General features: G+C 51.5%; 19 protein-coding genes. 5 read left to right on the top strand and 14 right to left on the bottom strand.

Going from position 1 to position 19085, the window contains the following annotated elements:
* Positions 1-50 precede the first annotated feature (50 nt).
* Positions 51-692 (top strand): response regulator, encoded by a 642-nt coding sequence (locus tag DZK30_RS06200; protein ID WP_118973192.1) that lies wholly within the window; start codon positions 51-53, stop codon positions 690-692.
* A 4-nt stretch (positions 693-696) separates the two neighbouring features.
* Here DZK30_RS06200 and hemL read toward each other — a convergent pair whose 3' ends face one another.
* The 8 genes from hemL to hemA are packed head-to-tail and all read right to left on the bottom strand — an operon-like array spanning position 697 to position 8192.
* On the bottom strand, positions 697-1989 hold the full coding sequence (gene hemL, locus DZK30_RS06195) for a glutamate-1-semialdehyde 2,1-aminomutase (RefSeq protein WP_118973191.1): 1293 nt from the start codon (positions 1987-1989) through the stop codon (positions 697-699).
* A 46-nt stretch (positions 1990-2035) separates the two neighbouring features.
* Positions 2036-2323 (bottom strand): YciI family protein, encoded by a 288-nt coding sequence (locus DZK30_RS06190; protein ID WP_118973190.1) that lies wholly within the window; start codon positions 2321-2323, stop codon positions 2036-2038.
* A 2-nt stretch (positions 2324-2325) separates the two neighbouring features.
* A complete protein-coding gene (gene hemB / locus DZK30_RS06185) occupies positions 2326-3303 on the bottom strand; it encodes a porphobilinogen synthase (RefSeq protein ID WP_118973189.1) in 978 nt (325 codons plus the stop codon).
* A gap of 20 nt (positions 3304-3323) precedes the next feature.
* Positions 3324-4274, bottom strand: a complete 951-nt coding sequence (gene hemF / locus DZK30_RS06180; protein ID WP_240432870.1) for an oxygen-dependent coproporphyrinogen oxidase — start codon at positions 4272-4274, stop codon at positions 3324-3326.
* On the bottom strand, positions 4252-5286 hold the full coding sequence (hemE, locus tag DZK30_RS06175) for a uroporphyrinogen decarboxylase (protein ID WP_118973187.1): 1035 nt from the start codon (positions 5284-5286) through the stop codon (positions 4252-4254). Before hemE ends, hemF begins: the two co-directional genes overlap by 23 nt.
* Positions 5276-5935, bottom strand: coding sequence for a uroporphyrinogen-III synthase (locus DZK30_RS06170; RefSeq protein WP_118973186.1), 660 nt, complete (start codon positions 5933-5935; stop codon positions 5276-5278). Before DZK30_RS06170 ends, hemE begins: the two co-directional genes overlap by 11 nt.
* A 58-nt stretch (positions 5936-5993) precedes the next feature.
* Positions 5994-6941 (bottom strand): hydroxymethylbilane synthase, encoded by a 948-nt coding sequence (gene hemC / locus DZK30_RS06165; protein ID WP_118973185.1) that lies wholly within the window; start codon positions 6939-6941, stop codon positions 5994-5996.
* A 39-nt stretch (positions 6942-6980) separates the two neighbouring features.
* Positions 6981-8192 (bottom strand): glutamyl-tRNA reductase, encoded by a 1212-nt coding sequence (gene hemA, locus DZK30_RS06160; RefSeq protein ID WP_240432869.1) that lies wholly within the window; start codon positions 8190-8192, stop codon positions 6981-6983.
* A 180-nt stretch (positions 8193-8372) separates the two neighbouring features.
* Between hemA and hemH the strand changes: the two genes are divergently transcribed.
* Both hemH and DZK30_RS06150 read left to right on the top strand, forming a co-directional pair.
* Complete coding sequence (hemH, locus tag DZK30_RS06155; RefSeq protein WP_118973183.1) at positions 8373-9395, top strand: ferrochelatase; 1023 nt, start codon at positions 8373-8375, stop codon at positions 9393-9395.
* 34 nt (positions 9396-9429) lie between these two features.
* Positions 9430-9972, top strand: a complete 543-nt coding sequence (locus DZK30_RS06150) for a CopD family protein (protein ID WP_118973182.1) — start codon at positions 9430-9432, stop codon at positions 9970-9972.
* A gap of 4 nt (positions 9973-9976) precedes the next feature.
* Here the strand turns inward: DZK30_RS06150 and DZK30_RS06145 are convergent, their stop codons facing one another.
* Entirely contained in the window at positions 9977-11257 is a 1281-nt protein-coding gene (locus DZK30_RS06145; protein WP_118973181.1) for an MFS transporter, read from the bottom strand.
* 352 nt (positions 11258-11609) lie between these two features.
* Here DZK30_RS06145 and DZK30_RS06140 point away from each other — a divergent pair, with 352 nt between their 5' ends.
* Positions 11610-11936 (top strand): DUF983 domain-containing protein, encoded by a 327-nt coding sequence (locus DZK30_RS06140; protein ID WP_162902886.1) that lies wholly within the window; start codon positions 11610-11612, stop codon positions 11934-11936.
* A 28-nt stretch (positions 11937-11964) separates the two neighbouring features.
* Here the strand turns inward: DZK30_RS06140 and DZK30_RS06135 are convergent, their stop codons facing one another.
* From DZK30_RS06135 to DZK30_RS06125, 3 genes are all read right to left on the bottom strand, one after another.
* On the bottom strand, positions 11965-13002 hold the full coding sequence (locus tag DZK30_RS06135) for a cytochrome d ubiquinol oxidase subunit II (protein ID WP_118973179.1): 1038 nt from the start codon (positions 13000-13002) through the stop codon (positions 11965-11967).
* The gene (locus tag DZK30_RS06130; protein ID WP_118973178.1) at positions 12999-14336 is read right to left on the bottom strand and encodes a cytochrome ubiquinol oxidase subunit I; all 1338 of its coding nucleotides are present in this window, start codon (positions 14334-14336) and stop codon (positions 12999-13001) included. The genes DZK30_RS06135 and DZK30_RS06130 overlap by 4 nt, the downstream gene beginning before the upstream one ends.
* Positions 14337-14487: 151 nt before the next feature.
* Positions 14488-15057 carry a DUF1543 domain-containing protein gene (locus DZK30_RS06125; RefSeq protein WP_118973177.1) on the bottom strand — a complete coding sequence of 190 codons (570 nt, stop codon included), beginning with the start codon at positions 15055-15057 and terminating at the stop codon, positions 14488-14490.
* A gap of 115 nt (positions 15058-15172) precedes the next feature.
* On the opposite strand from DZK30_RS06125, the gene DZK30_RS06120 reads away from it, so the two are divergent.
* Positions 15173-15778, top strand: a complete 606-nt coding sequence (locus DZK30_RS06120; RefSeq protein ID WP_118973176.1) for a YceI family protein — start codon at positions 15173-15175, stop codon at positions 15776-15778.
* 738 nt (positions 15779-16516) lie between these two features.
* On the opposite strand, the gene DZK30_RS06115 is transcribed toward DZK30_RS06120, so the two are convergent.
* Both DZK30_RS06115 and DZK30_RS06110 read right to left on the bottom strand, forming a co-directional pair.
* Positions 16517-17428: a bestrophin family protein gene (locus DZK30_RS06115; protein WP_118973175.1), complete on the bottom strand. Its 912-nt coding sequence runs from the start codon at positions 17426-17428 to the stop codon at positions 16517-16519.
* 35 nt (positions 17429-17463) lie between these two features.
* Positions 17464-18960, bottom strand: a complete 1497-nt coding sequence (locus DZK30_RS06110; RefSeq protein WP_118973174.1) for an APC family permease — start codon at positions 18958-18960, stop codon at positions 17464-17466.
* Positions 18961-19085 lie beyond the last annotated feature (125 nt).

Below are 19085 nucleotides of genomic sequence, written 5' to 3'. Positions count from 1 at the left end.
GGCACAAATTTTGACACTTTAGGTGTAACCAATAAAACCGTCAGCAACCAATGAGAATTATCATCGCCGATGATCACAACATCATCCGGTACGGGACCAGGATGCTTATCCAGGACGCGATACCGAATGCCGTGATCAGCGAATGCGCAGACTTTGACAGCCTGATCGCCTTACTGAAAAAGGATAAAGCGGACCTGCTGCTTTGCGATGTAAAGATGCCGGGGGGCAACAACTTCAAGATCATCGAGGTCATCCACTTTTACAACCCCGACATCCGCATTCTCATCTTCTCTGCCCTGAAAGAAGAAAATTATGCGTTGCGTTATCTATCAGTAGGCGCCAACGGCTATATCCAGAAAGACCGTAACGAGCAGGAATTGCTCACGGCGATAAGGGAAGTAATGCAGAAAGGGCGCTATCTGAGCAGCAAGCTTTCCGATCTCCTGGTCGATGACGCGCTCTCACTAAAAAAGGGTAGCTCAGTCAATCCGTTGAACCAGCTATCGCATCGCGAGCTGGAAATAGCCAATCTCCTGCTGCAGGGCATGAACCTGAGCCAGATCGCCGCTACACTTCATATCCAGCTATCTACGGTAAGCACCTACAAGTCCAGGCTCTACGACAAGCTGAAGGTTACCCAACTGGTAGACCTGATGCAGGTCTTCTCTCAATACAATGAAGGTGCCGATTAAGCGGTCAAGCCGTCAAAAGCTCAGCCATGGCTTCTCTTAAAGCAGTAATGGTTTGATCCAGCTCAGCCTGCTGCAAGGCATCGCTGATGAACCAGGTCTCGAAAGCAGAAGGCGGCAGGTAGATGCCACGCCGCAGCATAGCATGAAAGAGCCGGTTGAAAAACGCGTTGTCGGCCGATGCAGCGGATGCAAAGTCCGTTACAGGTATTTCGCTGAAGTGAATACTGATCATGCTGCCCAACCGGTTGATACGGTACGGCTTGCCTGATGCGCGCAGCACCTCGTCTATGCCCTGCTGCAGGTACTGAGTCTTTTCCTCAAGCGACCGGTATATTTCTCTTCGCTCGTTAAGCTCTTTAAGGAGTGTATAGCCGGCGATCATGGCCAACGGGTTGCCACTTAAGGTACCGGCTTGATATACTTTACCCAGGGGCGCTATGTGCTGCATGATCTCCCGGCGGCCACCGAAAGCACCTACCGGCATCCCTGCGCCGATCACTTTCCCGTAAGTTACCAGGTCGGCATCGATACCCAGGCGTTCCTGTGCACCGCCAGGCGCCAGGCGGAAGCCGGTCATCACTTCATCGAAGATCAGCACGATGCCCTCTTCGGTACAAATGCGGCGCAGGCCTTCCAGGAAGCCCACTACAGGCGGAATACAGCCCATATTGCCCGCAACCGGCTCAATAATGATCGCGGCGATCTGATCTTTGTGGAAAGCTACCAGCTCCTGCACAGCTACCAGATCGTTATAAGCACAAGTGAGGGTATCGTTGGCCACGCCACCGGTAACACCGGGTACTTCCTGTATATTGAGCGTTGCCAGTCCGCTTCCGGCCTTGACCAGGAAGCTGTCGGCATGACCATGATAGCAACCTTCAAACTTAATGAACTTGTTCCTACCCGTATAGCCCCGTGCCAGTCGCAAAGCGCTCATACAAGCTTCCGTTCCGCTGTTGACCATACGCACCAGGTCGATATTGGGCGCCATGCTCCTGATCAGCTCTGCCATCTCTACCTCCAGCGCTGTGGGTGCGCCAAAGGAGGTAGAATCTTTTACCTTTTCCTGTATGGCCTTTACCACAGGCGCATAGGCATGTCCCATGATCATTGGTCCCCAGGAATTGATATAATCGATATACCAGCGGCCGTCTACATCCTGCAACCAGGCGCCCTGCGCGCTGCTGATAAAGACAGGATCGCCACCTACGCTTTTAAAGGCTCTTACCGGCGAATTGACGCCTCCCGGGATACTTTGCTGCGCCCTCTCAAAAAGCGCTTTGCTGGATTCGTACATGATGTTCTTCTATTGATGCCGCTATGGGCAAATGCTTATAACAAAGTTATGCGATTAGCGAGCCGGCGTTGTCTGCCTTTCTGCCGGCAATAAATTCGGTAATGGTATATCGGGCCAGCCCTTCCCGGTAAAAAGGATCGTCTCTCAAAAACGATTCCAGCTGCGCTTTATCGCTGGCCACGGCCAGGATGATGCCGCCGGTACGTGGCTCTTTCCGGCCTGATGCGATAAAATAGCCGCTGGCATAGCCTTCATCGAGAAAGCGAACATGCGCCTCTAGGGCGGCATCTATTGTCTCAAGCGGGGCAAGGTATTGCAAATCGACGATAAACATGATTAACGGTTGAGCAGCTGCGCTGCGTCTTTGGCAAAATAGGTGGCGATCAGATCGGCTCCGGCGCGCTTAATGGAAGTAAGGCTTTCCAGGATCGCTTTTTCTTCCTGCAGCCATCCCATTTGCGCAGCAGCCTTGATCATGGCATATTCGCCGCTCACATGATAAGCGCTTACCGGCACCGTAACCGCATCGCGCACCTCCCTGATGATGTCGAGGTAAGCCATTGCCGGTTTTATCATCACGATATCTGCGCCTTCTTCGATATCCATCAGTGTTTCCTTTACGGCCTCCCTCCTGTTGGCATAATCCATCTGATAGGTCTTCTTATCACCGAAGCCCGGCGCACTATCCAACGCATCGCGAAACGGTCCGTAAAAACAGGATGCATACTTGGCGCTATAGCTCATGATACCGGTACGCGTATAGCCTTCCTGCTCCAGCGCCTGCCGTATGGCGCCAATACGGCCGTCCATCATATCGCTGGGCGCCACAAAGTCGGCCCCGGCTGCTGCATGGCTCAGGCTCATGTTTACCAGCGCTTCAACTGTTTCATCATTCACGATCTGCCCGTCCTTTACGATACCATCGTGGCCATACTCCGAGTAAGGATCCAGAGCCACGTCCGTCATGACGATCATATCCGGCAAGGCTTCCTTTATAGCCTGAACGGCGCGTTGCATCAGGCCGTCCTTATTCCAGGCTTCTTTACCGGTATTGTCTTTGAGTGCATCATCGCATTTGATGAACAACAGCACACTTTTGACACCAAGACGCCAAAGCGCTTTTGCCTCTTCGATCGTAAGATCTACAGACCGGCGATAATAACCCGGCATGGAGGGTATCTCCCGGCTATAACCGGTTCCTTCGTCAATGAACAAGGGGGCCATAAGGTCGTCCGGCGTTAAAACCGTTTCGGCCACCATACTGCGGATGGCGGCATTGGTACGTAGCATTCGGTTTCTTCTTTGAAGGTACATGGCTTCTTATTTTTAAGGTGCTACACCCAATCTACCGGGTGACGGCACACCGTCAACAATTGTTCTTCAGGACTACCGGGCTGCGGCTGGTGATCGTATTCGAAACGAACGGTTGGCGGCAGGCTCATCAGGATGCTCTCGGTACGGCCATCGGTCTTTAGTCCAAACAAGGTGCCCCGGTCGTGTACCAGGTTGAATTCGACATACCGTCCTCTCCGTATTTCCTGCCAATATTTATGCTCCGGTAACCAGGGCATATCTTTCCGCCGGGATACGATAGGCATGTAAGCGGGAATGAACTGGTCTCCGTTAGCCTGCTGAAAGGAGAACAGGCGCTCCCAATCTTCATCATCTGCCGGTTGCAGGTGCTCATAGAAAACACCGCCGATGCCACGCGCCTCATCGCCCCGGTGCTTGTTCACAAAGTAGTGGTCGCATTCCTTTTTGTACATAGGATACAACTCCTCTCCAAAAGGATCTATCGCGGCTTTCAGCATTCCGTGAAAATGATGCGCATCGTCTTCGAATAAATAATAAGGCGTGAGATCGCAGCCGCCGCCAAACCAACGTTCAGCCACCAGCCTTTCCCCGTCATATATCTCGAAGTATCGCCAGTTGGCATGCACGGTGGGTACAAAGGGATTCAGGGGATGCAACACCAGGCTCAGGCCGCAGGCAAACCAGGTATGCCCCTCCATCTGCAGCGCTTTTCGCATTGCATCGGTAACCGGGCCATAAACAACGGAGGTATTTACCCCACCCTTTTCAAACACCTCGCCTCCGGCAATGGTACGGGTCTTACCACCGCCACCTTCGCCACCTGCCCGCTGCCAATGATCTTCCCTGAAACGGGCAACGCCGTCGGCTACTTCTACCGCTGCACATATCCTGTCCTGAAGCGCCTGTACATAAGCCACCCAACGGTCCCGCCGGCTGTCATCCCTTCCATTAGTCATGTTTATTAAAGTCATAGTTCTTTACCGTATCTACAAAGGCACGCGCATGATCGACAGGCACATTGGGCAGAATGCCGTGGCCAAGATTGGCAATATAACGCTCCCGGCCAAAATCATGCAACATTTGTTTTACCTCTTTTTGGATCACCGGGATAGGCGACAATAATTTGGCCGGGTCAAAATTGCCCTGCAACGTAGTCTTGTTGCCTGCCAGCTGACGGGCCATCTCCGGCGGAACACACCAATCCAGCCCCAGTCCCTGCGCTCCTGTGGCAGCCATAGCACCCAACGCATGCCAGGCGCCTTTGGCAAAGACCACTATTGGCGCTTCGTCTTTTACCGCCGCCACGATCTGCCGCATATACTGCAAGGACAAATGCTCGAAATCGGCGGGACCCAGCAGACCACCCCAGCTATCGAACAGCTGCACGGCATCGGCTCCCGCCCTGATCTGCTCTTTCAGATAGCCGATGGTAGTGTCGGTGATCATTTGCAGCACGCGATGCGCGAGCTCCGGCTGTGTATAGCAAAAGGCTTTCGCCTCATCAAAGGTCTTGCTACCCTTGCCTTGCACCATATAACAGAGCAAGGTCCAGGGAGCGCCGGCAAAGCCGATCAAGGGAACCCTGCCGTTTAGTTCCTGTTTGATAAGGCGTATCGCATCAAATACATAATGCAGGCGGTCCTGCACGTCGGGAACGGTTATCCGTTGCAGATCTTTGTCGTTCCGTATGGGATCGGGTAGCACCGGACCTTTGTTCTCTATCAGCTGCACTTCCAGTCCCATGGCCTGGGGTACGACCAGGATATCGGAAAACAATATCGCCGCATCGACGCCGATAATATCTACCGGTTGCAAGGTGATCTCGCAAGCCAGCGCGGGCGTCTGGCAACGCTCGAAAAAGCCGTAACGGTTCCGGAGTGCGATATACTCGGGCAGGTAGCGTCCGGCCTGGCGCATCATCCATACCGGCACACGCTCTACCGGTGCTCCTTTGAGCGCTCTCAGCAATAAGTCATTCATCATAGTCCCAATAGTCGATCACCTTGTCGATCATCGCCTCCGCTGAGGGTTGCGATGCCCTAATGACCTTGTTTTTTGAATAATGTTGTATACATCCGGCCGTCGTCTCTCCTATCGCAAAAGCGACTGTCCGCTCCGGCAATACGTTCTGTGAAAAGAAGCTGTGCACCGCGCTGGGGCTGAAAAACAAAACGGCATCGTAATGTGCAGCGACCTTTTGCGGCGTAGCGACTGTTTCGTAAACCATCGGCTCTTCAAAAGGTATTCCCGCCTGCTTCAGCATAGCGGGTAAATGATCCAGCCTTTGATCGCCACAAAAGAATACCACGGGGCCTGATGGCGCCGCTGCTATCACTTCTGCAGCCAATGCTGCGGCATGTGGCGCCGTGGCTACGATTGCCTCCAGCGGCCAGTAAAGCCGCACGGCTGCGTAGGTGGCGCCGCTGAGACAGGCAATCGACCAGTCCGGCGGCCCGGGTAGTAAGGCGGTTACCGCTTCCACGGCATGACGGCTGGTGAATAGCGCGAGCATTTCGCCTTGGCCGGCATAGCCCGCCAGCTGTTGCCGCAATACCCGGTCTTCTTTCAGATGAGTAGTGATAAAGGGCATTTCATCGATCGCCCACCCGGCCTGCCTTATTTTTTCGGGCAAGCTTGCGGGCAGAGCCCTTGTGCTTAATATAGAAATAGCCTGATGAATAGATCGCGTTTTATTTTTGCTCCTGTTTATGTGCTTTGATCGCAGCGACGATGCTTGCAGCGCCCCGCTCTTTTATGGCTTCAGCAGCCACGATGCCTGCGGTACCGGCATCTGCCGATGAAAACACTGCGCTGTGTTCGAGGTAATCGTTGCCATCAGGTGACAAGATATTTCCTTTGAAGCAAAGCTGTCCGTCGACCCATTCTGCCAGGGCGCTGATAGGCGTGGAGCATCCACCCATAAGTGCCGACAGAAAGTCCCGCTCGGCTTTTACACAGGCAGCCGTTGCCTCATCGTTCAGCATAGCGCACTGCGTCTGCACCCAATCGTCTTGCTCACGGCAAACGACCATGATCGCGCCCTGCGCCGGTGCCGGCAGCATCCAGTCCAATGCTATCGAATACGGTATAGCCATAGCCATACGCTCGAGGCCCGCTGCTGCAAAGATCGCGCCCTCCCATTCATTGTCCTGCAGCTTTTGCATACGGGTTTGAACATTGCCTCTCAGGTTTTCGATACGATGCCCGGGATAACGACGCAGCCATTGCGCTTTACGGCGTATTGAGCCCGTTGCGATCACGGCCGGATACTGCTCTCCGTTCAACAAGCGTTGCTGTGCCGTGGCATTCCTGGCGATCAGTATATCTTTATAATTTCCCCGTTCAAGCACCGCGGCTTGCACAAGGCCGGCCGCAAGCTGTGTGGGGACATCCTTCATCGAGTGTACGGCTATGTCGATACGATCGCTCAAAAGGTGCGCATCAAGGGTCTTTGTAAAAACACCTTCTACGCCCATGGCATAAAGCGGCGTGACGAGGTCCAGGTCTCCTTCGCTTTTCACAGGCACCAGGGTGCATGCAACGCCTTGTTGTTCCAGTCGTTCTTTTACCCGTGCTGCCTGCCATAAGGCCAGTTTACTGTCGCGGGTTCCGATACGTATCGAGAGGGGAAGATTCATTGTTTACTCGGGGAGCGGGGTGGGTATTGCAGATTGCTGCTAAGCCACCGTTTGCTTCAGATAATGGTGAATGGTTTCGATATAGTTGCAGCCCGGCCGTTGCTCTTCTGTGCGCATTTTCTTTGCCATGGTGTTCAAAGCTTTTTGCACAGCTTGTTTGTCATCCTGCTGCCGGGCCTCTGCGAGCTGCATGTTGAGCGCGTGAAGCTTTTCCTTAACGGCTTTCAGGACAGGTACGTGCTGCTGCATCAGGTACCATTCTGCAAATTCGTGAATATGGCAGGTAATTAGCTCTTCAGCTTTGGGTATCTCTGCCTGGCGTTTACGGAGCGTTTCGTCGTTGATACGGGAAAGGTCATCGACATTGGCTAGAACAATCCCTTTATATTGCTGCACAGCAGCATCGATATTGTTAGGAATGGACAAATCGATCAGTATCTTTTCATCGCCTTCCGCCAGGTCGGCAACCGTGATCAGTGGCGTGGCCGCAGCCGTAGCCACGATGATAATATCGCATTCTCGGATATATTGTCGCAGCATTTCAAAAGGAGCCGTATGCAGGCCCAGCTCCTCTGCCAGCGCCTGGGCTTTTCCCTCCGTACGATTGATCAGCGTTACCTGATCTTTCCCAGCAAAGGTGAGCAGGTTGCGGCAAGCCGCCTGCCCTATTTCACCGGAGCCCAGGATAAGAATACGTTTGTGATCGAAGCTATCTATACGGTTGCGAATAAACTGTACCGCGGCAAAGGCTACGGAAACAGTACCGCTGCTCAGCTTTGTCTCGCTCCGGATGGCACGGCAGGATTGTAATACGGTATTAAAGAGACGATCGAGAAAGCTATTGGTATAGCCGCGGTCTCTGGCAAAATAAAAGGCCTGTTTTATTTGGCCTACGATCTCATAATCACCCAATATCTGCGAATCGAGCCCCGCGGCCACATTAAAAATATGGTTGAGGGCTTCATTTCCCTTTTTGATATAGGCCTGAGCCGTAAAGGCCTCCGCACTGCCTTCTGTATGACGACAGAGCAAGCCGGTCAGCTGATCCGCCTGTTCTGCAAAGCCATATAATTCGGTACGGTTACAAGTGGAGAGCACAAAAAGACTGGAGACACCGAACACCTTGGCCGAATCTAAGATCGCTTCGTACTGATGTTCATTAACGGCATAGGCCCCGCGCAGGGTGGTATCTGCTTTACGATAATTGATGCCGATCACCCAAAAGTCCGTCGCTGATTTTAAGTCTTCCAAGTAGTGCTCCTTTGCGTTTTTTAACCGCAGCAAAAATACCACAGAAGCGCAATGGTTAGGAGCCTGCATTGTCATAGAACTGTCATTTCAAGGCGATTTAACCAAAATTAGGAATATGTCTACCCGGCCATCCCCGATATGACATTACCTTCGCCACGGTTTTATTATTACAGCTGCTATATGTCCTCTGCAAAAGCGCTCCTGCTTATGAATCTCGGCTCCCCGGATTCTACCGATCCCAAAGATGTGCAACGTTACCTGAACGAATTTCTCATGGACACCAATGTGCTGGACTTCCCTGTGGTTTTTCGCTACCCGCTGGTCCATTGGATCATTTCCCCCTTTCGTGCACCAAAGTCGGCGGAAGCTTACAAACGGGTGTGGCGCCCCGACGGATCGCCGCTCATCGCGCTCAGCCGCCAGCTGGGCGATGCCGTACAGCAAAAGCTGGATTACCCTGTCGTCCTTGCCATGAGATATGGCAATCCCTGCCCCAAGGCAGTCCTTGACCAGCTGCGGGAGGAACATCCTGACATTAAGGAGTTGCTGGTTTTCCCACTGTATCCGCATTATACCATGTCGAGCTACAGGACGGCTGTGGACTACGTGAAAAAGGTACACAAACAATCCGGCTATCCCTTTTCGCTTAGCTTTATCAGCCCTTTTTACAACCACCCGGATTATATCGCGGCGCTGTCGGAAAGGATACGGCCCTATCTCGACCGGCCTTACGACAAGATCCTGTTCAGCTACCATGGCTTGCCCGAGCGGCATATGCGTAAGGACGACCAGACGATTGCCACAACGCTTGCGGCCGGCGACAAAGTCAAAGCCGGTTTCGTCATGCCGCCGGTCAATTACCAAAAGCAATGTCTTGAGACCACACAGCTGGTAACAGCTTTTCTGAATATTCCGCAGGAAAGAGTGGAAACATCGTTTCAGTCACGACTCACGCAGGCCGGTAACGAATGGATCAAGCCTTATACCGCGGTGCGACTGGAAGCATTACCACAAGAGGGTGTACAACGCTTGCTGGTGGTTTGCCCCGCCTTTATCAACGATTGCCTGGAGACGCTTGAAGAAATTGCCATGGAAGGCAAACATGCTTTTGAACATGCAGGCGGTACAGAGCTTACTTATATTCCCTGCCTTAATGATAGTCCGCAATGGGTGGATACCATTGTCCGCTGGGTAGAGAAATGATTGCTACCTTTGCACGACCAAACATTTTCCTGCTATGAGCTTCCTTTATCTCAAGGCCCTGCACATCATTTTCATTGTGACCTGGTTCAGCGGCATGTTCTATATTGTGCGGCTCTTTATCTACAATCGTGAAGCACAGGATAAAGAAGAGCCGGAGCGCAGCATCCTGCAACAGCATTTTGCACTCATGAGCAAGCGGCTATGGTATGGTATTACGGTACCTTCTGCGATCCTTACCCTGATCTTCGGTCCGCTGGTGTTGTGGAAAGGGAATTACCTTGAAGATTTTGGCGCTTATCCCTGGCTGCACATCAAGTTGCTCTTCGTGTTGCTGCTGTATGCTTATTTCCTGAGTTTGCACCGTATTTTCCGGCAACAGCAGCAGGGCATCTTCCGGTACAGCTCAAAGCAGCTACGCATTTGGAACGAGGTCGCTACCATTTTTCTTGTCGCCATCGTCATGCTGGCTACGGTAAAATCGGCTATGAGCTGGCTGTGGGGATTAATCGGCCTCATCCTGCTGGTGATCCTGCTGATGCTGGCGATACGGCTATACCGTAAGTTGCGCCGCTCCTGATCCCTTACGCTTCTATCTTAGACTCCTTCCTGGTATCTCCCATGAATAAGTATACCAGCAGCGACACCAGGATGCAGCCCGTAATGTACCAATAGTACAGGGTCTCATGCCCTGCTTCCTTCATCCATAAAGCAATGTATTCCGCTGTACCGCCAAATAAGGCGACCGTAAGCGCATAGGGCAATCCCACACCCAAGGCCCTTACCTCGGCGGGAAACAGCTCGGCCTTAACCACCGCATTGATGCTGGTATAGCCGCTTACAATTACCAAAGCCGCCAGCAGCAGGGCAAAAGCGCCCCATTGGCTGCTGGCGTGACTCAGTGCAGTAAGTAGCGGCACTGTGCACAACGTGCCCAACAGACCAAAGCCGATCAGTAAAGGCTTACGCCCGATACGGTCAGATAGCAGGCCAAACAGCGGCTGCAGGCAGGCAAATATGAACAGGGACAAAAACGAGATCAGGGTGGATTGCTCTTTGCTGAGCTGCACCGTATTGACCAGGAATTTTTGCATATAAGTCGTATAGGTGTAAAAGGCCAGTGTCCCTCCCAGCGTAAGCCCTACCACGGTCAGCAAAGCCTTGGGATGCTTCATCAGTTCCCCGATCGTTCCCTTCTTCGCTTCCGGCTTTTGCTGCTGTTCGAAGGCATGCGTCTCGTCCAGGTTGCGGCGAAGGTATAATGCGATCACCGACAATACCGCTCCGAAAGCGAAGGGTATGCGCCAGCCCCATGCCGACAGTTGCTCCGGAGTGAGCAAAAGCTTTTGCAGCAACAACTGTAAGCCCAGCGCGATCAGCTGGCCGCCGATAAGTGTTACATACTGGAAGCTGGAATAAAAGCCCCTTCTGTTGCGCGAAGCCATTTCGCTGAGGTAGGTAGCGGAAACCCCATATTCGCCGCCGACGCTTAGCCCTTGCAGTAGACGGGCCACCAGGAGCAGGATGGGCGCCAGGATGCCTATTGTTTTGTATGCAGGTGTACAGGCGATCAGTAGCGACCCCAGCGACATGAGCACTACGGATAGCAGCATCGATTGCTTCCGCCCTGCCTTATCGGCGATACGGCCAAACAGCCAGCCCCCCAGCGGACGCATGAGAAAACCCAGGGCAAAGATGCCGGCGCTGTTCAGCAGCTGCGCTGTAGCATTGCCTTCGGGAAAAAAGGCGGCGGAAAAATAAATGGAAAAGGCGGAATAGGCATACCAATCATACCATTCCACCAGGTTGCCGATGGAGCCGCCGAAAATGGCTTTCAGCCTGCGCGAAGAGATCTTTTCAGTCATGTCGGGCCACAAGATAGAGATTAGACTTTAGATGTTAGACTTTAGATATTAGATTGAAAGCAGGGGACAAGAATGTAAGCAATTGTAAGCTACGTATTAGGTATTAGGTATTAGGTATTAGGTATTAGGTATTAGGTATTAGGTATTAGGTATTAGGTATTAGGTATTAGGTATTAGGTATTAGGTACGTAATACTTGGTACTTGATACTTGATACCTGATTCTTACATCCAATACGTACCTTTGCGCCGTCTATGTCAACCCGTTCCGTTTCTTTGCTTAAAGGCTTGTTGGGTAGCAAATGCCCGCGTTGTCGTCAGGGCAATCTATTCACCCAAAAGCATGTTTTTCCTTTGAAGACTTGCTTGCGCATGGAAGAGCATTGCCACAGCTGCGGCCAAAAGATCAAAGTGGAGCAGAATTACGGGCAGGGTATGAACTTTGTCTTTGTCTTTATTATCTTCATCCTTACCCTCTGCATTTACTGGCCCGTATTCGGCATTTCCTACAAGGACAACAGCGTTTTTTATTACCTGGGCGCCGCTACCATACTGTCTTTGATCCTGCAGCCCTGGCTGATGCGCTTTTCACGTGTGCTGTTCCTGTACCTGGTGATCGGGTACAAAAAGGATGCTGCGGCGCAACACCATGAAGGAGTAAAAAACAACATCCTTAAATAGGCTGTTCCGGTTACGGCAACAAGCAATGCTATTCGTGCATCGTTGCCTGCCCGTATACCTTTTTACGGCTTTTCATCTGGAACGCATACATCAGGTAAAATAGTGCGGGCAGAATAAAAAGGCTTCCCAGTATGAGCGCCCAGCCCAGGGCTTCGGTGGTCTTTTGTTGCCCCTGCTCTTCCAACAGGGAGAGATGATGACCATTCTTCAGCAAAACGATATCGGGATAATGATGATAGGTGGTCACCAGCAGGATCATACATATTTGAAAGGCCGCCAGCATACGCAAAGGTTGCCGGCCGGGTCTCCGCAGCAGGATACGGAACAGGATTACCGACAGCGATGCTAATGCCACCGCTGCAATACCCACCGGTTGCCCGAAAACCCAGCTCCAGAGCGGGATATGCTCGTAAGCTGCCGCTGCAAACACCAAAACACCACAGAAGATGGCCAGGTTCTGGAATACCCTCGACTTGATCCGGTAGCGCGTCTTATCCGCTTCGTCTGTTGCCTCGCCGATAAGATAAACCGCAGCCAGAAAGCCGCAGATGGTTACGGTAAAAAAGCCTACGCTGACCGGGAACAGCTGGAGCCAGCCGGATAGATAAGCGCCGGCAAAGGTCTTCGCTTCCGTATCGATCTGCCCCGAAACCGTGCTGCCGGCAATAATGCCGAGGAATAAGGGTGTAACAAAACTGGAATAGGTAAAGATACGCCGGTAAAGCGTTTGCCAGTCATCGACCACAGCGTCATAGTGCCGGAAGGTAAGCGCCGTACCCCTGGCGATAATACCCAGGAGCATCAGCAGCAGCGGTATATGCAGGTGTACCGACATGGTGGTATAGATGGCCGGAAAACCTACAAAAAGGATCACAATGGCGATGATGAGCCACATGTGATTGGCCTCCCATAGCGGCCCGATAGCCTTATAAGCGGTATGCTGCGTTTTTTCCTTGTTCTTCCGGGAGGTGAACAGCTCGATGATGCCCGCGCCGAAGTCGGCGCCACCCAATAGCAGGTACAGCAATATAGAAGCCCACAGGTAACCGATGACGATATAGATCATGCCTCAGGATTTTTGAAAACAGGTAAGGGTACATCATAAAGTTTGTCGACCATACGTATCTGGCGGTACAGCATAAAGATCACGATCACCGATAAGGATAAATAAATGAGGCTGAACAACAGGAAAGAATAGCTGATGCCGGGCATAGGCGTTACGGCATCGCGGGTACGCATAATACCATAAATGATCCAGGGTTGCCTGCCCACTTCGGTTACTGTCCAGCCGGCCTCCACAGCAATAAAGCCCATGGGTGTAGCCAGCACAAAGAGTTTCAGCAGCCAACGTTTATCCCGCCAGCGCTTTTTCTTCCAGATAATAAAGTAATAGAGAATGGAAACAGCGACCATAAACATGCCCAGGCCTACCATGACCTGGAAAGCGTAATGCGTTACGGCTACCGGCGGATGATCGGCTTCCGGGATCTGGTCGAGCCCTTTCACCACCGCATCCGGATCATGGTCGATCATAAGGCTCAGCAAGGCCGGAAGCTTCAGCGCATAGCGCACTTCTTTCCGCTCCTCATCGGGGATACCGCCTATGATAAGCGGGGCGCGGCTTTCGGTATGAAAGTGCGCCTCCATGGCCGCCAGCTTGGCCGGCTGCCGCCGGGCTACATCCCTAGCAGAGATATCGCCGCTCAAAGGCTGCAGCAATGCTGCTATGGTCGCAAAAGCAGCTGCAATGCGGAAAGCCGCAGAATGGAAGCGTACATTCTTCCCTTTCAGGACCATTAACGCATGTACGCCCGCTACTGCAAAACCGGTGGCCACAAAAGCGGCCACCATCATATGCAGGGCCTGCGACAACCAGGCATCATTGAACATTGCCTTTATAGGATCAATATCGGAGTAGACGCCATCGCGATAGGTAAAGCCCGCTGGATTATTCATCCAGGCATTGGCAGCCACAACCAGTATACCGGAAGCCAGGCCGCTGATGCCGACAACTACGCCGGTGAACCAATGGAACCATTTATTGAACTTGTCCCAGCCGTAGAGGAAGAAGCCCAGCGCAATGGCTTCAATGAAGAATGCTGTGCCTTCCAGGGAAAAGGGCATGCCGAAAATAGGACCGGCATGTTTCATGAATTCGGGCCAGAGCAAGCCGAGCTCAAAGGAGAGTACAGTGCCGGAAACCGCTCCAGTGGCGAAAAAGATAGCCACACCTTTGCTCCAGGCACGGGTCACATTGCGAAAGACCACATCGCCGGTACGCAACCAGTAGTAGTGACTTATGGCCATAAAAAAAGGCATTACCATGCCTATACAAGAGAAAATAATATGGAACCCAAGGGACAATGCCATCTGGGACCGTGCCGCGAAGAAGTCATTCATAACGCCGTAGGATTAGCGCATTAAGAAATGTGGTGGAACAGGACGTCCGGAAACCGGATACAAAGGTCCTGATTAAAGGCCGTAAAACGACAAAAAACAACGCCTTTTTTGATATAATTTATCGGCTCATATCATCGCGCACCGAAAGCCACTAAAGCTTATCCAGCTTGAAATACCCGATATGCAGCTCATCGACGGGCAGGTTCTCTTTTTCCGTCAGCACGATCCGGTATTGCTCTTTATACCGTTTATCAAGGATATCCCGTATGGCATGGACATCGTCGACATCGACGCCATACTTATCATCTACATGCGACTCGGCCCCTTTGAATCCCGAGTGCTTATAGAAGGCTGTTTCCTTTGCCTGACGAATGGCTTTACCCTGATCGGTGGCGGCAACGAGCATTTTATAATGATATTCTTCAAATTCGCCCGGCCGGTAACCACCCAGGTTAAGAAAGAAGAGTTTCAGAGTAGATCCGGTAGCCATTTCAGTAATGCCATGGGCCGGACCGACGGTAATATGATGTCCATCGACACAGGTCACCCTGCGCCAGGCGTCGATATGCAGCCTGCCTTCCGCTTCGGGCCAGAATTGAAGCAACTCAGGGATGAGCGCAGGCATATTGGGGCCGATGCCGAAGAAGACATCATGTTGTTCGGTAAAACGGCCGGGAGGCGTACAGCCCACGATCGCCATATGCAGGTATAAGGGTTCCATACAGCAAAAATAAAGCTATGTATTTACCGGCCCTCGTTAAATTATTGCCCAAACAAAGCTTAAGTTTGTATTGTTACAACATTATATTTATTCACACGATTCAATCATTCATCTCATGAAAAGACTATTGTACATTTCTTTGGTATTCCTGGCCGGATTTTTCTTTTGGGCATTCCGAAAGGATGAAGCTAAAGACAGTGGCCTTTACAAGGTAGATCCCGGCAAATCGGGGGTTACCTGGGAAGGAAAGAAAGTGATCGGCGGCCACAATGGCACTATCCAGATCAAAGATGGTTCGGTTAACTATAATGGGAATACCATTACCTCGGGGACTTTCACGATCGATATGAGCACGATTAAAAGCCTTGACCTGGAAGGCGAGAAAAAACAGAAGCTGGAACATCACCTGATGTCGCCCGACTTTTTTGATGCGACCAAATATCCGTTGACGACGTTTAAGATCAAAAAGGTCGAACGCCGCTCCGGCGACCAGGCCTGGGCAACGGGTATGCTGACGATAAAAGAAACGACACGCGAGATCAGCTTCCCTATTACCATGAATGCCGTCAATGGCCGCCTGGAAGTGACTGCAAAAAAAATCAAGGTCGACAGAACCAAATTTGGCGTGGAATTTGCTTCAAAGACCCTTAAATCGTCGTTGGGCGATAAAGCCATAGACGATGAGTTTACCATTGGCTTTTCGCTGATAATGACGAAATAAGATTGATAAAGAGATTTTTCGATGACGCCTGCAGACTTAAACTATTTAGTGCTTATGGTTTATGATTGTGCTTCTGTAAACACCCCGTTGTGATCCGCGAACAAAGCGTAACGGAGTGAAGAATCTCCGTGGTGGATAAAGGTAATTGAGATGCTTCGGTTGCTGCGCAGACCTCAGCATGACAATGTGATGTTTATGGCTTTGTGCTCACCCAGACTGTAAACATTATGCTGTCATCCTGAACGTAGCGCAGCGGATGAAGAATCTCCGGGGTGGATAAAAGTAATTGAGATGCTTAGGTTGCTGCGTAGACCTCAGCATGACAATGTGATGTTTATGGCTTTGTGCTCACCCAGACTGTAAACATTATGCTGTCATCCTGAACGTAGCGCAGCGGAGTGAAGGATATCAGAAGTGGATAAAGGTAATTGAGATGCTTCGGTGACGTCCGCAGACCTCAGCATGAATAGTATGTATATGGCTTTGTGCCTACCCAGGCTGTAAATATTACGCTGTCATCCTGAACAAAGCGCAGCGGAGTGAAGGATCTCAGGAGTGGATAAAGGTAATTGAGATGCTTCGGTCGCGCCTGCAGACCTCAGCATGAATAGTATGTATATGGCTTTGTGCCTACCCAGGCTGTAAATATTACGCTGTCATCCTGAACAAAGCGCAGCGGAGTGAAGGATCTCATTTACGAAACACCATGGACACACCTATATTGCATGCAACCACCCATCAAAGAATATATTCATCATTGACCGGCTTTACCGGTTCAGGGATATTGACTTCCTTTAGCATTTGGAGCAGGTTGATCTCGATAGTGCGGGTGATCTGGTTCAAGGGCAAGGAGGCTGAGTTATTGGTAAAAGGATTCAGCAGGGTCATCCCGTTGATCTGGGTCGAAATAAAAACAAAACCGATCAGCCAACTCATAAAAATGGCCCAGATGCCCATAGGCTGACTCAGTACCAGGGCTACAGAAACAACAAACAGCCAGATAAATACTTTGGTGAAATAGTTGTAGGTGGTGGGAAATACGGTGTTCTTGATCCGCTCGGCCATACCCATCGAATCTGTAAGCTTCACCAGCAGGGCATCCAGCTGCAGGTAGCGATAACCATCGATATGGCCTTTTTCCAGCAACTCGTTCAGCTCATGCGATTGCAGCAACAATATAGCATTATGAACATTACTATGCTTCGATACTTCCATTACCTCCCCTTCACTTAAATAATTCTTATAGGTAGGATCGTCCGCACCGCGCAGCGCAGCCTTCAGCGCATACAAAAAACCGATATGCCTGGTGACCATGCGGCCATGAATGGCCAGCTTTTTCTGTTCCGACAGATTATTCAGCTGGACATAGCAGATGATGTTACGTGCCCAGGACCGGGAATCGTTTACCAATGCGCCCCATATTTTCCGCCCCTCCCACCATCGATCATATGCCTGGTTATTGTTGAAGCCGATAAAAAAGGCGATCGCCGTACCCAGTACCGTGGGCACCAGGGTTGGTATCTCAAGGTGGTATTTGATCAGCCGGTCGTGAAGCAGGTAGGCCGCTGTACTGGAGAAGATCATGAGGAGATCGACCTGCCAGGTATTCTTCAGTATTCTGCTGAGCCGGATATTCTGTGCGATGTGCATAACGATGATAGGAACAGCTGGGATGAAAAAATGTTTTATACGGTTTCAACTGTCTTGTTTTGCCGCTTCAATCCATAATAAATAGGGATACCGATGAGCACGATGATGAGGCCGGGCCAGGTAAACTGCGGCTTAAACCAGATGAGCAGCAGGCAAAAGCTGATGCCGAGCACTATGTATAAAGCAGGCAATAACGGGTAGCCGAAAGCCCGGTACGGACGCTCGGCATCGGGTAAGCGTTTCCGGAGGATAAAGACACCGCCGATGGTGAGCACATAGAAGATCACCACCACGAAGGAGATCATATCGAGCAGGTCGCCATATTTACCACTAAGGCAAAGGATGGCCGCTACCACACATTGCGCCCAGAGCGCCCATTCCGGAACACCATGCTTATTAAGGGTCCCAGCCTTTTTAAAGAACAGGCCATCCTGGGCCATGGTATAATAGACGCGGGAACCAGCGAGAATAAGACCGTTGTCACAGCCAAAAGTCGATACCATGATCATGATCGCGATAATCGCCGTGCCCAGGCCGCCGAAGATCACCGTGGAGGCGGTCACCGCTACCCTGTCCTTCGTGGCGTGGGCGATCTCGTCCATAGGCAATACCGCCAGATATACCAGGTTGGCCGAAACGTAGATCACCGTAACAATAAGTGTACCCAGGAAAAGACTCAGCCCGATATTGCGCTGGGGGTTTTTCATTTCGCCGGCGATAAAGGTTACATTGTTCCAAGCATCGCTGCTGAACACTGATCCCACCATGGCTGCGGCAATACCACCCAGCAAGGCAGTGCCCGAGATCGGCATTACGCTGAAGCCGGCAGCAGGATTGCAGCTGTCGACCATCGTGGCTTTCGTCGCGGTCCAGGCGGCGCTCCAGTTGGCATGCCATATCTCTGGCTTGAACATAAGAAAGCCCGCCAGGATGAGGCCGAACAGCGACAGAAGCTTGGTGGTGGTAAAGATATTCTGGATCCATTTACCGCCTTTTACCCCTTTGGTATTGGTATAGGTAAGCAAGGCGATGACGGCTATGGATACCAACTGGGCTGTGCTGACAGAGAAATAAGTGGGCTGGCCGCAGCTGTCGGTACCCGTTTGTAACTGTAACAGCTTGATGTCTTCGCTCAGTTGGGGTATAAGATAGGCGGCAAATTTGGAGAAGGCAACGCCCACCGCGGCGATGGTACCGGTCTGGATGACGGCAAAGAAGCTCCAGCCATACAAAAAAGCGATCAGCTTGTTATACGCTTCCTTCAGGTAAACATATTGCCCGCCGGCACGGGGATACATGCCACTCAGCTCACCATAGCTGATGGCTGCGGTCATGGTCATAAGCCCGGTAATGATCCATACGGCGATCAGCCAACCGGCGCTACCTACATTTCGGGTAATATCGGCGCTGACAATAAAGATCCCTGATCCGATCATGGAGCCTGCTACTAGCAGCACACCGTCGATCAGGCTCAGGGAGCGTTTAAAATGGCCCTGCTCTGCAGGCGCCCCCGGGTTAATTTGTTCCGCCATCTATGGTTTATTTCGGCCCAATATCCGAAAAAATAGTTGAATATTTTCCAGCATAATTTGTGAAAAATAAAACCGGTTTGTAGAAACAAACCGGCCACCCATGCAGGCGCTTGCCAACGCCATTA

This window comes from Taibaiella koreensis, assembly GCF_003545715.1.
In the GTDB taxonomy this organism is placed as follows: Bacteria; Bacteroidota; Bacteroidia; order Chitinophagales; family Chitinophagaceae; genus Taibaiella; species Taibaiella koreensis.
The sequence above is the reverse complement of the archived record's forward strand: the minus strand, read 5'-3'. Positions and strand labels throughout refer to the sequence as shown.

Excerpts from the sequence above, each read along its gene's own strand:
- DZK30_RS06200 (WP_118973192.1), top strand. The coding sequence starts at position 51 with ATGAGAATTATCATCGCCGATGATCACAACATCATCCGGTACGGGACC.
- hemL (WP_118973191.1), bottom strand. The coding sequence starts at position 1,989 with ATGTACGAATCCAGCAAAGCGCTTTTTGAGAGGGCGCAGCAAAGTATC.
- DZK30_RS06190 (WP_118973190.1), bottom strand. The coding sequence starts at position 2,323 with ATGTTTATCGTCGATTTGCAATACCTTGCCCCGCTTGAGACAATAGAT.
- hemB (WP_118973189.1), bottom strand. The coding sequence starts at position 3,303 with ATGTACCTTCAAAGAAGAAACCGAATGCTACGTACCAATGCCGCCATC.
- hemF (WP_240432870.1), bottom strand. The coding sequence starts at position 4,274 with ATGACTTTAATAAACATGACTAATGGAAGGGATGACAGCCGGCGGGAC.
- hemE (WP_118973187.1), bottom strand. The coding sequence starts at position 5,286 with ATGATGAATGACTTATTGCTGAGAGCGCTCAAAGGAGCACCGGTAGAG.
- hemC (WP_118973185.1), bottom strand. The coding sequence starts at position 6,941 with ATGAATCTTCCCCTCTCGATACGTATCGGAACCCGCGACAGTAAACTG.
- hemH (WP_118973183.1), top strand. The coding sequence starts at position 8,373 with ATGTCCTCTGCAAAAGCGCTCCTGCTTATGAATCTCGGCTCCCCGGAT.
- DZK30_RS06150 (WP_118973182.1), top strand. The coding sequence starts at position 9,430 with ATGAGCTTCCTTTATCTCAAGGCCCTGCACATCATTTTCATTGTGACC.
- DZK30_RS06145 (WP_118973181.1), bottom strand. The coding sequence starts at position 11,257 with ATGACTGAAAAGATCTCTTCGCGCAGGCTGAAAGCCATTTTCGGCGGC.
- DZK30_RS06135 (WP_118973179.1), bottom strand. The coding sequence starts at position 13,002 with ATGATCTATATCGTCATCGGTTACCTGTGGGCTTCTATATTGCTGTAC.
- DZK30_RS06130 (WP_118973178.1), bottom strand. The coding sequence starts at position 14,336 with ATGAATGACTTCTTCGCGGCACGGTCCCAGATGGCATTGTCCCTTGGG.
- DZK30_RS06125 (WP_118973177.1), bottom strand. The coding sequence starts at position 15,057 with ATGGAACCCTTATACCTGCATATGGCGATCGTGGGCTGTACGCCTCCC.
- DZK30_RS06120 (WP_118973176.1), top strand. The coding sequence starts at position 15,173 with ATGAAAAGACTATTGTACATTTCTTTGGTATTCCTGGCCGGATTTTTC.
- DZK30_RS06115 (WP_118973175.1), bottom strand. The coding sequence starts at position 17,428 with ATGCACATCGCACAGAATATCCGGCTCAGCAGAATACTGAAGAATACC.
- DZK30_RS06110 (WP_118973174.1), bottom strand. The coding sequence starts at position 18,960 with ATGGCGGAACAAATTAACCCGGGGGCGCCTGCAGAGCAGGGCCATTTT.